The sequence below is a fragment of the Lysinibacillus phoenicis genome (assembly GCF_047238325.1).
GTDB lineage: Bacteria > Bacillota > Bacilli > Bacillales_A > Planococcaceae > Lysinibacillus > Lysinibacillus irui.
In genome coordinates, this window is sequence record NZ_JBDFMP010000002.1 from 3,422,037 (window position 1) to 3,437,707 (window position 15,671).

Below are 15,671 nucleotides of genomic sequence, written 5' to 3' on the forward strand. Positions count from 1 at the left end.
ATGCCTATTTCTTTTGAAATAGGTTATTTTTTTGCAAAAAAATCATTGTAAGGGGGAAAAAGATCATGAAGTTATTAAAAAATGCCTCATTAAAAAACAAACTTTTACTGACGGTTACAATTGTAGTGTTACTGCTCATCGCCATTATTACTTCGCAAAGTATTAGCGAATTAAATAATCGGATGACTGTCGACTTAGAGCAAGAGTTAAAAAGTGTTGGTTTATTGACAGCTATGAATTTAGATAGTGATGAAGTAAAAGATTTATTGTCTGAAAAAGGGGAAAAGAACGCTAAGTTTACAAAGATCCAAAAACAACTCGATATGATCCAGGAACAACAAGGTATTATGAGTTGGAGCTATATTTGGGACGTTCAAGATGAAGGTGGGGTCAACCCAATCGGTTATACAACCAATTTAAATGAGGTGTATGAAGCCGGTGAAATTTTTACTGATTTAGCGGATGAACATGTTGAAACAGCAAAGAAGGCTATTGAAAATAATAGTACGGAAGTAACTGATATTTTTGAAGATCCTTTTGGCTCTTGGAGAACCGTTTTTAGTCCAATTAAAGATGATAACGGACAACTGATTGCATTATTAGGAATTGATTACTCCGCTGATTATATTAATACGATAATTAAAACAAGTGTTATTAAACAAATTGTTATTGCTATTATCGGAATATTAATTTTATTAGTTTTAGTTTACATAATTATAGACCGTCTTTTAAAACCACTTAAAAAAGTAGTAAATGTTGCAAATCAAGTTGCCAATGGCGAATTAATCGATGTGGATTTAGATACGTCAAAAGATGAAATTGGAAAATTATCTGAGTCCATTCGTACAATGGTTGCTAATTTACAACATATTATTTTAAACATAAGAAATACTTCAAATCATGTTTCTTCAGCAGCCAATCAATTAACGGTACATGCTGGGGAGACGTATAATAGCTCCACAAATATTGCACAAGATATGAAACTAATCACTCAGAATGCTGAAGCTTCTATGACCATGACAGAAGAAACAGCTGCTGCAATGGAAGAGACAGCTACAGGTATCCAGCAAATTGCTGACTCTGCTAACACGGCTGCGGAATCTTCTATTTCGGCTTCGCAAGCTTCTGAACGAGGTAATCAAGTTGTACAGCAAGTTATTGCACAAATGGAATTAATTAATGATTCTGTTGAACAAATAGGGACAACAATTAATGGTTTACATGTCAATACGAAAAAAATAAGTGAAATTGTAAGCTTGATTACTGCTATTGCCGATCAAACAAATCTGTTAGCATTGAATGCCGCTATTGAAGCAGCACGAGCAGGTGAGCATGGTAAAGGCTTTGCTGTTGTAGCCGATGAGGTGAGACGTTTAGCTGAACAATCTTCACAGTCAGCAACAGAAATTTATAATCTAATTAGTTCTATTCAATCTGATTCTAACGCTTCGATAACTGTAATGGAGAAAGGGAAAGCGGATGTTAAAGTGGGTATGGCATTCACGAATGAAGTAGGAGAAATCTTTAAAGAAATTCTTACTTCATCAGAAGAAGTAGCTAGCCAAATACGTGAAATTTCAGCTGCCTCACAACAAATCTCTGCCTCATCAGAGGAAGTAGCGGCATCTGTCAATAATATTAAACAATCGGCAGAGCAGTCAGCAGAATTCTCTTCAAATGTTTCGAAATCTACACAAGAGCAATTATCTACAATGCAGGAAGTAAAGGATGCCTCTTCTTCATTAGGAAAAACAGCTGAAGAGCTACAAGGGCTTGTTGCAAAATTCAAATTGGAGAATGATCAGGATGGAAATTAACTTTACAGGTAAAAATGTATTAATTACTGGCTCAAGTAAAGGAATTGGCAAGGCCATTGCATTAGGCTTTGCTCAACATGGTGCGAATATTTTAATCAATTATATTGGGAATGAGCAAGAGGCAGAAGCTGTACGTGCTGAAGCAGAAAAGTTTGGTGTGAAAGCTTTAACTTTCCATGCCGATGTTTCTAACTCACAAGAAGTACAAGCGATGCATCAATTTATGGACGAGCACTTCGGGGAAATTGATATTCTTGTAAATAACGCCGGATTTGCACAGGGATCTAGCATTACAGATTTAACGGATGAACAGTGGGATAAAATGATTAAAGTTCATTTATATGGTTGCTTCTACAATTGCCGTGAAGCAGCTAAAAGAATGAAGGAACGCAATACAGGGAAAATCATCAATATATCATCTGATATTGGCAGCCTAGGTTGTGAAGAATTTACTCATTACTCAGCGGCAAAAGGCGCTATCAATGCTTTTACAAAGGCATTAGCTAGAGAGTTAGCACCTTCAATACTTGTCAACGCTGTTGCTCCTAGTGGAACATTTACGGACATTCTAAAAGAGTTTGGAGATAACTATGTGGAGGAAGAGTCCGCTAAATATCCATTAAAACGTTTAGCGCAACCTGAAGAGATTGCGAAAAGTGTGCTATTTTTAGCCTCTAATCATGCTGACTTCTATACAGGTCAAATTTTAACGCCTAATGGTGGAGTTGTGATGAACGGATAATGGAAAACTAAGGAGTACGACTATGTTAAACGTTATAATTTTTTGCTTATACTTACTATTTATCTATTACATTGGTTATAAAGGTTATAAGCGTGTCAACACAGCTGAGGATTTAATTGTCGCTGGCTGGAGTATGCCTCTTTCAGTTGTCACGGGAAGTTTAGTTGCTGCCTTACTAGCAGCTCCATTCTTTTTTGCGGCTGTAGGTTCAGGTTATACGAGCGGTGGCTTTGAGGGAACGGCAACAATGGGTGGTCTAGGGACTTGTATGATTCTTGGGTCACTCATTTGGACAAAGCCATTACGACGCTTAAAGGGTTGGACACTAGCAGATTACTATGGATTACGCTATGGCAGTAAAAAGCTAGGTGCGTATACTGGTATCGTAATGGCTATTGCTTTCGGTGTTTTTAATGCAGCTGCATTAACAGTTGGTGGGACGTATATTATTCAGCAACTATTACAAATTGATTTCATTCCGGCAGCGCTTTTATTTGTATCCTTAACTGCTATCTATTCTGTTATTGGGGGTTTATGGGCAGTTGCTTATACAGAAATAGTGCAAGGGGCGCTTGCAGTAGCTGGAATACTAGGTATTACTATTTTTATTTTATTTTACTATCCAGACCTTACCTTCAACCCTGAGTGGTGGAATATCAGTACATTATTTGAAAAGGCAGGAGCCGAGTTTTGGACATTGTATCTTGTTCTAGCACTCGGTGACATCCCTGCAGTTGACCTAGGACAAAGGGTAGCAGCTGCGAAAAGCCCAAGAGTGGCACAGCGCAGTATGATTATTGCAGGTAGTATTGTTATTGCTATTAGCTGGATTCCAGGGATGTTGGGTGAAGCTTTCAAATCCATTTATCCCAATAGTACAAACCCAGAAACATTGATGCTGACTTTCGCACAGGGCTATTTTCCTCCTTTATTAGCAGCTATTTTCTTAACGGCAATGGCAGCTATGGGGATGTCTACTGTAGCGGCATGTTATGTAGCGACTTCGGGTATTGTGACAAAGAATATCTATTTAGATTTTATTAACCGTAATCCAGATCCGAAAAAGCTTTTAAGATTCTCACGCTCTATTATTCTATCAAGTGCATTATTAGGTTTAGTGCTGGCTATAAGCTTCCAAAAAGTAATTGATCTAGCTTATTTAGCATGGGATATTATTTTTGTAACGATTTTCTGGCCAATTGTATTAGGCCCATTTTGGAAACGTGTGAGTACACCTGCAGTTTGGGCAAGTATTTCCGTTGGTTTAATCTATTACATTATTACATCTCTAACATTCGTACCTAGTCTCACAATCCAATCGGATGGTTTCATTGGTTTACTAAATGAATTATGGCAAGCACCTGTATTTTCAGGCGTTGTTATAACAGGTATCACGATAGTAGTGGTGAGCTTACTAGTACCACCGTCACAGCATGTCCTAGAGATGCATAAAATAGAAAAAGATAAAACTTTAGACGACGTAAGCAGTAAAGAAGAATTAATCGGTCGTTAATTGACTCTTACACGAGAACATTGGCTATTCAAGGTTCTCGTGTTTTTTATTTATGGTAGATAAATATGAGAAATAAGAATGAAAAGATAGAGTCGAGAATAAATTGCTAGTACATCAAACTATTTCTCTAGCGATTATCTTGATAAAGGCGGGATCTGAATGAAAATTATTTTTTTCATTTTATTAGGGATTATCTATCTTTTTCTAGCAAATGCAATAAATATAATCATCATTCAAGAGATATTTTTTTTAATTGGCTTAGCTTTAGTATGTATAGGTATTGTTCGTTATATAAAAGAACGATATCTTGCGGCCCAAGCCCTGGCTGCGCTAACAGAGGCTAGTACAGAGGAAATAATGGCTATACCTCATACTCAATACACATTATCTAGTAATGCTTTACATGCATTATTGTTAAATGAACAAACCAATATGCTCATAATCGCACAAAGAGAAGAGTTAGGCGGAGAGCTGACAGTTACGGAGATTCCATTTAGCAAAATATATGAAGTAGCTATTATGGAAGATGAAGTGTTTATGCTTAAAACTAAAAATTATTTAATGAGTGGTTCATTATTAGAAGAAGATAATGAGGATGAGGAATTAGCAGAACAAGAGGATGAAGAAGAAGAGGATACGGTAACAAAGCTATCGCTAAAGCTAGTAGTTGATCATTTATCAGATCCTATTTTAGAGTATACTTTTATGGATACTGAAGAAGATCCTATTTCAAAAGAAGAGGATGAATATAAAGAAGCAATGGAATTATGTGAGAAGTGGTACCAAAAGATAAGTGTAATTATCAAACGTCACGAACTTGAAAGAGTCCCAATTAGACATTGGCAATGATACAAAAAGCTATCTCGAAAGTTTGAGATAGCTTTTATAGTACTTTATATTTTAAATTGTTGTAGTTGATTATTTAGCTCTTCAGCCATTCCTGCTAGCTGATTTGCGCTTCTAGCAATTTCATCCATAGTAGCAGCAGTTTCCTCTACAGTAGCTGTTGTTTGTTCAACACCAGCGGCTGATTCTTGCGAAATGGAAGCCATATCATCGATAGAGGCATTAATGGTGTCAGAGTTTTGAGCAAGACTGTTTAAATTAGTTGAAATGGTTGTAATATTATCAATCATATCCTCTACAGCACTAGAGATTTGTTCAAATGTTTCATTCGTTTGATCAAGCTGTGTTGTCCCTCTTTTTACTTCCTCATAGCCTATTTGTAAAGCAGAAGTGACATTGCTCGTCTCACCTTGAATGCGGTGGACAATAGTTGATATATCTGTGACAGAGAATTGTACTTGTTCGGCAAGCTTACGGACCTCATCTGCAACGACAGCGAAGCCTTTCCCATGTTCACCTGCTCGTGCTGCCTCAATTGCTGCATTTAATGCGAGTAAATTTGTTTGGTTTGAAATATCGTCTATAACGGAAACTAGCTTTGAAATTTCAGCAGACTGGCTATTTAAACTTTCTACCTTCTTGACGGAATCTAACATAATGTCGTTAATGGCGGCCATTTGCTTTGTAGATTGTACCATTAAGCTTTTGCCAGAAACCGTTAAGTTTTGAACATGACTAGAATGTTCCTTTAATTCAACGCCTTCTTGTGTAGTATCATAAATACTACGCTTAAATACGTTCATTGTTTCTGCTAAATCACCTGTTGTTGATGCTTGTGTTTCTGTGCCTGAAGCAAGCTCCTGCATTGTTATTGTAATTTGTTCAGTCCCTGCTTGTACCTCATTCGATGATTGGGCAAGCTCTTCACTACTTGCTGCTACTGTTTCAGAAACAGTGTAGATCGAGTGAATGGTTTGTTTTAATTTATCGTTCATGTCGTTGGCAGAAGCCATTAACGTTCCGATTTCATCTCTTGTTTTTACTACTAATGGTTCAAGTTGCAAATTACCATCTGCTAATTCTTTCATTCGATTTGCTACTACTGTCACTGGTTTAGAAATGATACTTGCTGTGATAATAGCAATCACAATACCAGCGATAGTTAAGACCAAACTAACAACAATGCCAATTGACCTGTTATTTGAACTGGTTGACACAACATCATTGCCAACGTCCATAATCGCGTCTGCACGTTCATCTGCAAGTTTTTCATACCCATTGCGTATAGTCGTGACGAGGTCATGGGTATCCATTAAATTTTCTAAAGCCAATTCATGATTGCCCTTTTGATAAATATCAAATACCTCTGTATTGACGAGATTGCTCCAATCACGTGCTATTTCTACTAGTTTGGTACGTTCCTCAGATTTTTCATATTTGTCTAGAATAGCATTATTTTCTTCAGCCATTTCCCGATACTCATTAAATGTTTCCTTGTACTTTTCGTCTCCAGTCATCACATAGTTTAAAGCTGCAGACAGACGGACACTCATAGACAATGCTAAATTTTTACTAGCGTTCAAAACTACTAAATCTTCCTTTACTAAACCTTTTGCCTGTTTTTCCATATTTGTATTGGAATTGTAAGTGTAGGTTGTAAAACTAATTACTAATACTAATAAAAGAATAAATGCACTTAAAATACGAGCTTTAAGTGTCTTAAACTGAAAAATGCTCTTCATTTCCCCATCCCTTTACTAACTCATCAAGAGTTTTAATAAAACACAATTATTATTTTATAACTATTTAGGTTGATAAATAAGGCTTTCGGTAGAAATATTTAAAAATAGTTTTTTAGTACAACAGTACACTTATTTTCCTTCTGTTAGTAGTTAAAAATATATAGAGGTCGAGCAACTTATTAATATATTTATGTAAAATTACCTATATAAATAAAAAAAGCACCTGTAGCAAATTGCTTCAAGTGCACAACATGTATGAATGAAAGAAATAAAACCTACTTTTTTTGATTTTTTGCTTGCCGCTCCCATTGCAGTAAGGAAGGGTATGGATCAAAAGCCCATTCAGTTCTACCATTAAATTTGTAAATACCATAATGGAGATGTGGTGGGAATTTACCTGATGTCCCTTCTTTTCCGTATCCTGAGCTTCCTACATAGCCAAGAACTGTGCCAGGCTTTACAATGGTGCCTACTTCAATATCCTTATGATAGCTCCCAAGGTGGGCATAATAGTGATAGGAGTTATGATTGTCACGAATTCCGATACGCCAGCCACCAAATTGATTCCAACCTTTTACCTCGACAATACCATATGAGGTAGAAAGTACAGGGGTTCCGTAGCTTGCAAAAATATCGGTTCCCTCATGGATGCGACGTCCACCCCAGCCTCTATTTGCGCCCCAAGTGCCTTTGTAGCTATAATCAGAGCGAATATTAAGTGGGAAGGTATGGGCATCAAGTTCCGTTGTTTTAAAATGTCTGTATAGTGTTGAGATAGTGAAAATTTGATTAACGGCTTCTTCACTTCCGTAATATTCCCATAATGCTAATTTAAAATCCTCATCAGTCGTCCCAAATTTCCCTAAATAACTAGCCATGGAAAAGATGACATCCTCATCATCCTTTGGACTAGCGATTCCGTCATGATTACCATCAAGGCCCATTCCTCCGAAATAGCTAATCGTTTCAGGTGAGGTATCTTCCTTTACAGGATTAAATGCACCTGACCAATATTCATCAGAGAATTGTATAGCCAAATAGCCTTCCCGTTTAGGGATATCTTTACGAACAGACTGTAGATTCCTTTCATACTGATCAATAGCTGCTAAAAAATACCAGGGGATGAGTAATTCATCGAATTGTACATAATAGATCATACGCTGCTGTAAAATTTCTTCTTCTGTAAGATCTTCTTTTGCATAAGCTGCAGAAGGATAAAGTAGCATCCCTAAAAGTAAACATGTGAAAAGAAATTTAAAATGGCGATTCAATGATAATGGACCTCCTTTCTAACGTTATAATAACCGAATTTTTTATCTTCATTCAGTAAGCTTTTATGTATCAAAATCGTCGGTAAATTCCCATTGTTGTAGTTAAAAAAATATAAATAATAAGAAGAAACTTCATCAAAGAAAAAGTAATGGGTATCATCATGTCATTTACTTCATACTATGTTATAAATCAAGCCCTGAATGGAGGGAAGGCTATTAACATTTTAGATAAAGTGAAAAACTATCGCGAAGAAGAAAACAGGCTGAAGTGGGAAGGGACATTTGCAGATTATTTAAACATCCTTAGGGAAAGACCTGAAGTTGCTCAAACAGCCCATTCACGCGTCTACAATATGATAAAAAGTGCTGGTGTAGTGGAACGCGATGGGCAAAAAATGTACAAATTTTTCGGACAAGAAATTTTTGGGCTTGAAACAGCAATTGAAAGACTGGTGGAGGAATATTTCCATCCAGCAGCACGCAGGTTAGATGTTAGAAAACGTATTTTATTATTAATGGGACCTGTAAGTGGTGGTAAATCCACAATAGTTACTTTATTGAAACGCGGATTAGAGCAATACTCACGCACAGATGAGGGTGCGGTTTACGCAATTAAGGGATGTCCGATGCATGAAGATCCACTGCATTTGATTCCACATCATTTACGTAATGACTTTTTTGAAGAGTATGGCATAAGAATTGAAGGAAGTTTATCGCCTTTAAATACGATGCGTCTTGAAAAGGAATACGAAGGGCGTATTGAAAACGTAATGATTGAACGTATTACTTTTTCAGAAGACAAACGTGTTGGTATAGGAACATTTACACCATCAGACCCTAAATCACAAGATATTGCTGATTTAACAGGAAGTATTGATTTTTCTACAATTGGCGAATTTGGCTCAGAGTCTGATCCTCGTGCTTATCGTTTCGATGGTGAGCTGAACAAGGCCAATAGAGGAATGATGGAATTCCAAGAAATGCTGAAGCTTGATGAAAAATTCTTATGGAATTTATTATCCCTAACACAGGAAGGGAATTTTAAAGCGGGTAGATTTGCTTTAATTAGTGCAGATGAGTTAATCGTTGCTCATACGAATGAAACAGAATATCGATCCTTTATTTCTAATAAAAAGAACGAGGCATTACATTCTCGAATTATCGTTATGCCAATTCCATATAACCTTAAAGTAAGTCAGGAAGAGCATATTTATGAAAAGATGATAAAAGAGAGTGATATGTCCCACGTCCATATTGCACCGCATGCTTTAAAGGCTGCAGCAATCTTTTCGGTTCTGACTAGATTAGAAGTACCGAAAAAACAAGGTGTGGATCTAATTAAGAAAATGCGCTTGTACGACGGAGAAAATGTGGAGGGATTTAATTCCGTTGACTTAGAGGAGCTGAAAAAAGAGTTTCCGAACGAAGGCATGAACGGTATTGATCCACGCTATATTATTAACCGTATTTCTTCTGCTATTATTCGCAAAGAAGTACCATCTATAAATGCTTTAGATGTCTTACGAGCTCTAAAGGATGGATTGGATCAGCATGCATCTATTTCTCAAGAGGATCGCGAAAAGTACATGAATTATATTGCGGTTGCTCGTAGAGAGTACGATGAAATTGCTAAAAATGAAGTACAAAAGGCTTTTGTATACTCATATGAAGAATCTGCGAAAACATTAATGAACAACTATCTAGACAATGTAGAGGCATTTTGTAATAAAAATAAGCTTTATGATCCACTGACTGGTGAGGAAATGAACCCTGATGAAAAATTAATGCGCTCGATTGAGGAGCAAATTGGAATATCAGAAAATGCTAAAAAGGCATTCCGTGAGGAGATTCTCATTCGAATTTCAGCCTATGCACGAAAAGGCAAACGTTTTGACTATAATTCTCATGAAAGATTAAGAGAAGCGATACAAAAGAAATTGTTTGCAGATTTGAAGGATGTTGTGAAAATTACAACTTCCTCTAAAATGCCAGATGAATCGCAACTGAAGAAAATAAATGAAGTCGTAGCAAGGCTCGTAGATGAGCATGGCTATAACACCACATCGGCAAACGAGCTGCTACAATATGTAGGTAGTCTACTCAATCGTTAATTGACTTTTACGTTTACAAGTCAGATAGGAGTGTCCCATTTTTAGGGCACTCCTTTTATTATCAAAATAAGGTTTTCATTAGATGCACAATTGATTTTACGAAAAAAGTTCAAGAATTTGGCTCACAAGCATAGTATAGAAAAAGCGAATTTGATAGATGGGTGAGGATAAAAATGACTGAACACGAAAATAAACGCTTTGTTATCTCTCAGGAAAATTGGTCCCTCCATCGTAAAGGGCACCAAGACCAGCAACGTCATATGGAAAAAGTGAAAGATGCGATTAAAAATAATTTACCAGATTTAGTTAGTGAAGAAAGTATTGTGATGTCCAATGGTCGCGAGGTTATTAAAATACCGATTCGTTCACTTGATGAATATAAAATTCGTTATAACTATGATAACTCTAAGCATGTAGGGCAAGGACAAGGCGATAGTAATGTTGGAGATGTAGTGGCGCGGGATGGCAGTAAAGCAAATCAGGCGCAAGGTAAAGGAAAAGAAGCGGGTGACAAGCCTGGCCAAGATTATTATGAAGCGGAAGTAAGTATTGAGGAAATTCAAAACATCTTATTTCATGAACTTGAGTTACCCAATCTACAGCAAAAAGAAAAGGCAGATATTAAAACCGAAAAAATTGAGTTTAATGATATTCGCAAAAAGGGGTTAATGGGTAACGTTGATAAAAAACGTACCATTTTAAATGCGTTAAAGCGAAATGCGATGTATGGAAAAGCGGAAATAACACCTATCCATAATGATGATTTACGTTTCAAAACGTGGGATGAGGTTGAAAAACCAGAATCCAAAGCAGTAGTGCTTGCCATGATGGATACAAGTGGCTCGATGGGATCCTTTGAAAAATATTGTGCACGTAGTTTCTTCTTTTGGATGACTAAGTTCTTACGGTCAAAATATGAAACGGTGGAGATTGAATTTATTGCCCATCATACGGAGGCGAAGGTTGTCACAGAAGAGGAGTTTTTCACGAAGGGAGAGAGTGGGGGAACTATTTGTTCTTCAGCTTATAAAAAGGCATTGGAATTGATACAGGATAAATATCATCCATCTCGCTACAATATTTATCCTGTCCATTTTTCAGATGGTGAAAATATTTCGATGGATAATGAAAAATGTTTGAAACTAGTAGGAGAATTAATGGATGTATCCAGCATGTTTGGCTATGGTGAAGTCAATCAGCATAATCGTTTCTCAACACTTATGTATACGTATAAGAAAATTGATGATCCCAAATTTAGATATCATATTTTGAGAAAAAAAGGCGATGTATATGATGCCTTAAAGAGCTTTTTTAAGAAAAATGAAGAATAGTATGATTGTTTGATTAGCATCACGTTCAAAGGAGGGGACGTAAAATGGACACGAAAGAGCTTCATCGAGCAATAGATGAAATTACCGAAATTGCCACTAGCTTTGGCTTAGATTTCTATCCAATGCGTTATGAAATTTGTCCAGCGGATATCATTTATACATTTGGTGCCTACGGTATGCCTACCCGCTTTTCTCATTGGAGCTTTGGAAAACAGTTTCATAAAATGAAGCTTCAATATGATTTAGGACTTAGCCAAATCTATGAGCTCGTCATTAATTCTAATCCATGCTATGCTTTTTTACTTGATACAAATACACTGACCCAAAATAAATTAATTATCGCCCACGTTTTAGCGCACTGTGATTTCTTTAAAAATAATGTCCGTTTTTCCAATACAAGAAGAGATATGGTAGAGAGCATGACCGCAACGGCTGAGCGTATAGCTGGCTATGAACGAGAATATGGCAAAGATGAGGTTGAACAGTTTTTAGATGCAGTTTTAGCGATTCAAGAACATATTGATCCATCTATTTTACGACCGAAGTTATCCTGGAGTGAGGACGATGAGCTTGATGAGGAAAAACCACCAACAAAATCACCATATGATGATTTGTGGAGCATAGAAGAAAAGGAAAAAGTTTATAAACCTATCCGCCGCAGATTAAAGCAATTTCCGCCGCAGCCAGAAAAGGACCTGCTGTTGTTTTTAGAGGAGCATAGTCGTGAGTTGGAAGAATGGCAACGTGATATATTAACGATGATGCGGGAGGAAATGCTTTATTTTTGGCCTCAATTAGAAACGAAAATCATGAATGAGGGATGGGCATCCTTCTGGCACCAACGAATTATGCGGGAGTTAAAGCTAACAACCGCTGAGACCATCGAATATGCAAAATTAAATGCAGGGGTCGTGCAACCCTCCAAAACATCGATAAATCCATATTACCTCGGGATTAAAATATTTGAAGATATTGAAAATCGCTATAATAACCCTACAGAGGAAATGAAGAAGTTAGGTGTACTGCCAAATTCGGGGCGTGAAAAGATTTTTGAGGTAAGAGAGGTAGAATCCGATATTTCCTTTATCCGAAACTACTTAACTAAGGATTTAGCGAAGCGTGAAGATTTATATTTGTTCCAAAAGAAAGGTAATGAGTATCGTATTACTGATAAGGATCATGAGATGGTTCGAGATCAGCTTGTATCGATGCGTGTCAATGGTGGCTTTCCTTATATTGTGGTGAAAAATGGTGATTATTTACGTAATGGTGAGCTTTATTTAGTGCATGGCTACGAAGGAATGGAGCTAGACCCTCATTATTTAGAAAATGTATTGCCATATATTTATCAGCTGTGGGGACGTCCGGTTCATTTAGAGACGTATGTGGATAATAAACCAATGCTTTACTCCTTTGATGGTACAAAAAACTATAAACGCAATGTGTAACCAAAAGCTTCTATCTGTTGAACCTGCTCGAACAGATAGAAGTTTTTTAGATCGTTTATTCACCTTCTTCAGTTAATACATCATTTTCCTTTTCATTACTTTCACTATGGTTAGAAGATGAGTGGATATCGCTATCAATGACTAGGCTGTCCCGCACCTTTATGCCTTGCTGCCCACCAGCCTCATCATTATTATTACCAGCTATGCCACTTCTGCCATTACCATCAGCAAATTGAGAATTGACGTTACGGGTGTGACTACCATCACTAGCGTTTTGTCCTCCTTGGTTAGCATTTGTCCCCACGTCATGGTTGATTTGTCCTCCACCTTCTGCTCGTTGTGCAAAGTGAAAATCTGTATTTCCTATATTGAATGTCAAATTAATTGTTATATGGTTTTTGGCTGACTTATTAGAGGATTCGTTTTCAGGTTCTTCTGGTCCATAAAATTTCTTTGAATTAAAGCTAGACATCGTTTCTCCTCCTTTCGTTTAATATTACTATTAGGATATTAGTGCTTTGTAAGATCACTTGTACGTGTAGCCATGTTCTATAGAGAAAAGGGTGTTTATATGAAAACTCGTCGAATTTTGCTATCTATACAATAAATTTGTTAAAATAAATAGGATTTGAATATTTAGCGAACTGGAACGGAGAAGCAACATTGAGAACATTTAAAAAGGTTTATATAGAGATAACTAGTGTCTGTAATTTAGCATGCAGTTTTTGTCCACCAACGGCACGTGCAAAAGGTCTTATAAAAGTAGAACAATTTAATAAAATATTAGATGAGATTCGACCGCATACAAAATACATTTATTTGCATGTGAAGGGAGAGCCGCTTTTACATCCAAGAATTGATCAATTATTAGATGCTGCCCATGAAAAGGGTTTTAAAGTCAATATTACAACGAATGGTACGTTGATTAAAAAGAACCATGAAAAAATATTAGGAAAACCAGCATTACGTCAAATTAATTTTTCATTGCATAGCTTTGATGGTCATGAGGGTTCCGAAAACCGCGAAAAGTATTTAGAGGATATTTTGACTTTTGTACGAGCGTCTAGAGAATATAATACAATTATTTCTTATCGTTTATGGAATTTACAAAGGGATCATGTTTCTGATATTGCAGCACGTCGCAACCGTGAGACATTAGAAATTTTAGAAAAAGAATATAATCTTGACTATCGCATCGAGGAAAAAGTAGAGCCGGGTAAAGGGGTCAAAATTGCCCCTCATGTTTATTTGAATCAAGATCATGAATTTAGATGGCCAAGCTTGCTCGAGCATGAGGATGAAGGAAAAGGTTTTTGTCACGCACTTCGTAGTCAAGCAGCAATTCTTGTAGATGGGACCGTTGTGCCTTGCTGCTTAGATGGTGAAGGAGTTATTAATTTAGGAAATGTCCATGAAAAATCCTTCTCTGAAATTGTAGAAGGGGAACGTGCTACTAAAATTGTAGATGGATTTTCACGAAGAGAGGCTGTTGAAGAGCTTTGTAGAAAATGCGGCTATCGACAAAAATTTGGCATGTAACGACTAAAACGTAATAAAGAAACAGCTCCAATGCGTCATTGACCATTGGAGCTGTTTTTTTTCGATTGAGAATCAATTGTATCTAAAAAATCCTTTGTAATACGAACTACATATTTTACCTCGTCTAAATTTCGTTCTCTTAATAATGATCGATGAATGTCTAGCATGAGGTTCTTTTCCTCAATATCAGTAACGCCTGATAATTTTTGAAAATTAAAAAGCTCCTCAGGGGCAATATCTAAAGCCTTCATGATTGTTTCCAATGTACTTAGCGTAATATTTGATTGACCGTGTTCAATATTAGACACTCGCCCTTTACTGAAACCTAACTTACCTGTTCTTTCGGCCACTTCCTCCTGACTTAGCCCTTTGGATAATCTAATAATGCGGAGCTGTTCACCTACTAGCTTTAAGAAATCTGACATATGATTCACCTCTATGTTAAAAGCTAGTGAAAAACAAAGGAGTTGACTATACTATTATAGTGGTATAATAGAGAAAATGTTATATTAAAATGGTACAATCTTTAGAGTAGTAACTTTTATTAGACAAATGACCTAATTGAATTACTAGGTATAATGCGTTAATGAATGTTACAGAAAGGGTATAACTTGAGACAGAGGATTGGAGGGTTCACATGGTGAAACAGGTTTTTTTAGAAGAAGTAGCAAAAATTCAAATTGGCAATAGAATTATGAATGATCAATTTTTTACTAGGGAAGGTACTCCATTTATAACTGAAGAAACGTTACTGAAATTATTGATAGAAGACGATTTTAGTCAAGTGCCTAGGATAGATTATTCGATTAATGAGTTTACCGTTTTACAAGTGCCTGCGAAAAGTATTCTTCTTAATAAAATAAATTTGAAGGAAGCATCCATTTATCGATGTAATAAAGATATATACATTGGACATGGTATCATTGCCATTATCCCAAATGAATCTATTGTTATCAGTGATTATTTATTTCATTTTTTAAAATGGTACCAAGAAAATAAGGAAAAGCGTAATATTTATCGGCTAATGCTTGAATTACCTCCTATAGATATTCAGCTTAAAATAGTTCAACTATTAAATGCTATTCAACATTTAACAATGAATAAAGACTCTTTAGTAATGGCGATAGAGGAGCTTCCACAGCGTTTCGATCATATTTCAAGCCAAGCAAAGCAGCATTCAAAAGACTTACATCATGGCTTTGAACAGATCCAACATCTTTATAGTGAAATGTTACATAAAATTTTCAATGGTGATTTTTTGAATGACACTCTTCGACAGCTAGGAAACCAATAAAAAATAAGTCGGTGCAA

Annotated in this window: 13 protein-coding genes; 9 read left to right on the forward strand and 4 right to left on the reverse strand. The window is 36.4% G+C overall.

Annotation, left to right across the window (positions count from 1 at the left end; all coding sequences use genetic code 11):
* Positions 1-65 precede the first annotated feature (65 nt).
* The 4 genes from ABC382_RS18520 to ABC382_RS18535 all read left to right on the forward strand — a co-directional run bounded on the left by ABC382_RS18520 (position 66) and on the right by ABC382_RS18535 (position 4,921).
* The gene (locus ABC382_RS18520; RefSeq protein WP_274794568.1) at positions 66-1,817 is read left to right on the forward strand and encodes a methyl-accepting chemotaxis protein; all 1,752 of its coding nucleotides are present in this window, start codon (positions 66-68) and stop codon (positions 1,815-1,817) included.
* Positions 1,807-2,559, forward strand: a complete 753-nt coding sequence (locus ABC382_RS18525; protein WP_274794567.1) for an SDR family NAD(P)-dependent oxidoreductase — start codon at positions 1,807-1,809, stop codon at positions 2,557-2,559. The genes ABC382_RS18520 and ABC382_RS18525 overlap by 11 nt, the downstream gene beginning before the upstream one ends.
* A gap of 22 nt (positions 2,560-2,581) precedes the next feature.
* Positions 2,582-4,072, forward strand: a complete 1,491-nt coding sequence (locus ABC382_RS18530; protein WP_412927008.1) for a sodium:solute symporter family protein — start codon at positions 2,582-2,584, stop codon at positions 4,070-4,072.
* 159 nt (positions 4,073-4,231) lie between these two features.
* Complete coding sequence (locus tag ABC382_RS18535) at positions 4,232-4,921, forward strand: hypothetical protein (RefSeq protein ID WP_322611940.1); 690 nt, start codon at positions 4,232-4,234, stop codon at positions 4,919-4,921.
* A 44-nt stretch (positions 4,922-4,965) separates the two neighbouring features.
* Here the strand turns inward: ABC382_RS18535 and ABC382_RS18540 are convergent, their stop codons facing one another.
* Positions 4,966-6,660 (reverse strand): methyl-accepting chemotaxis protein, encoded by a 1,695-nt coding sequence (locus ABC382_RS18540; RefSeq protein WP_322611941.1) that lies wholly within the window; start codon positions 6,658-6,660, stop codon positions 4,966-4,968.
* A gap of 275 nt (positions 6,661-6,935) precedes the next feature.
* Complete coding sequence (locus ABC382_RS18545; protein ID WP_322611942.1) at positions 6,936-7,931, reverse strand: M23 family metallopeptidase; 996 nt, start codon at positions 7,929-7,931, stop codon at positions 6,936-6,938.
* 215 nt (positions 7,932-8,146) lie between these two features.
* On the opposite strand from ABC382_RS18545, the gene ABC382_RS18550 reads away from it, so the two are divergent.
* The 3 genes from ABC382_RS18550 to ABC382_RS18560 all read left to right on the forward strand — a co-directional run bounded on the left by ABC382_RS18550 (position 8,147) and on the right by ABC382_RS18560 (position 12,821).
* The gene (locus tag ABC382_RS18550; RefSeq protein ID WP_322606347.1) at positions 8,147-10,042 is read left to right on the forward strand and encodes a PrkA family serine protein kinase; all 1,896 of its coding nucleotides are present in this window, start codon (positions 8,147-8,149) and stop codon (positions 10,040-10,042) included.
* Between the two features lie 173 nt (positions 10,043-10,215).
* Entirely contained in the window at positions 10,216-11,373 is a 1,158-nt protein-coding gene (yhbH, locus tag ABC382_RS18555; RefSeq protein ID WP_274794561.1) for a sporulation protein YhbH, read from the forward strand.
* Positions 11,374-11,417: 44 nt separating this feature from the next.
* Positions 11,418-12,821 carry a SpoVR family protein gene (locus tag ABC382_RS18560; protein ID WP_274794560.1) on the forward strand — a complete coding sequence of 468 codons (1,404 nt, stop codon included), beginning with the start codon at positions 11,418-11,420 and terminating at the stop codon, positions 12,819-12,821.
* A 55-nt stretch (positions 12,822-12,876) separates the two neighbouring features.
* On the opposite strand, the gene ABC382_RS18565 is transcribed toward ABC382_RS18560, so the two are convergent.
* Complete coding sequence (locus ABC382_RS18565; RefSeq protein WP_312507233.1) at positions 12,877-13,293, reverse strand: hypothetical protein; 417 nt, start codon at positions 13,291-13,293, stop codon at positions 12,877-12,879.
* 191 nt (positions 13,294-13,484) lie between these two features.
* Between ABC382_RS18565 and ABC382_RS18570 the strand changes: the two genes are divergently transcribed.
* The gene (locus ABC382_RS18570; RefSeq protein WP_274794558.1) at positions 13,485-14,360 is read left to right on the forward strand and encodes a radical SAM/SPASM domain-containing protein; all 876 of its coding nucleotides are present in this window, start codon (positions 13,485-13,487) and stop codon (positions 14,358-14,360) included.
* 35 nt (positions 14,361-14,395) lie between these two features.
* Here ABC382_RS18570 and ABC382_RS18575 read toward each other — a convergent pair whose 3' ends face one another.
* Complete coding sequence (locus tag ABC382_RS18575) at positions 14,396-14,785, reverse strand: helix-turn-helix domain-containing protein (RefSeq protein WP_274794557.1); 390 nt, start codon at positions 14,783-14,785, stop codon at positions 14,396-14,398.
* Positions 14,786-14,997: 212 nt separating this feature from the next.
* Between ABC382_RS18575 and ABC382_RS18580 the strand changes: the two genes are divergently transcribed.
* A complete protein-coding gene (locus ABC382_RS18580; RefSeq protein ID WP_322611943.1) occupies positions 14,998-15,654 on the forward strand; it encodes a restriction endonuclease subunit S domain-containing protein in 657 nt (218 codons plus the stop codon).
* Positions 15,655-15,671: the final 17 nt, after the last annotated feature.

Bases quoted from the DNA above. Each gene is read 5' to 3' on its own strand.
- ABC382_RS18565 (WP_312507233.1), bottom strand. From the start codon at position 13,293: ATGTCTAGCTTTAATTCAAAGAAATTTTATGGACCAGAAGAACCTGAA.
- ABC382_RS18530 (WP_412927008.1), top strand. From the start codon at position 2,582: ATGTTAAACGTTATAATTTTTTGCTTATACTTACTATTTATCTATTAC.
- ABC382_RS18580 (WP_322611943.1), top strand. From the start codon at position 14,998: ATGGTGAAACAGGTTTTTTTAGAAGAAGTAGCAAAAATTCAAATTGGC.
- ABC382_RS18575 (WP_274794557.1), bottom strand. From the start codon at position 14,785: ATGTCAGATTTCTTAAAGCTAGTAGGTGAACAGCTCCGCATTATTAGA.
- ABC382_RS18520 (WP_274794568.1), top strand. From the start codon at position 66: ATGAAGTTATTAAAAAATGCCTCATTAAAAAACAAACTTTTACTGACG.
- ABC382_RS18560 (WP_274794560.1), top strand. From the start codon at position 11,418: ATGGACACGAAAGAGCTTCATCGAGCAATAGATGAAATTACCGAAATT.
- ABC382_RS18535 (WP_322611940.1), top strand. From the start codon at position 4,232: ATGAAAATTATTTTTTTCATTTTATTAGGGATTATCTATCTTTTTCTA.
- yhbH (WP_274794561.1), top strand. From the start codon at position 10,216: ATGACTGAACACGAAAATAAACGCTTTGTTATCTCTCAGGAAAATTGG.
- ABC382_RS18540 (WP_322611941.1), bottom strand. From the start codon at position 6,660: ATGAAGAGCATTTTTCAGTTTAAGACACTTAAAGCTCGTATTTTAAGT.
- ABC382_RS18525 (WP_274794567.1), top strand. From the start codon at position 1,807: ATGGAAATTAACTTTACAGGTAAAAATGTATTAATTACTGGCTCAAGT.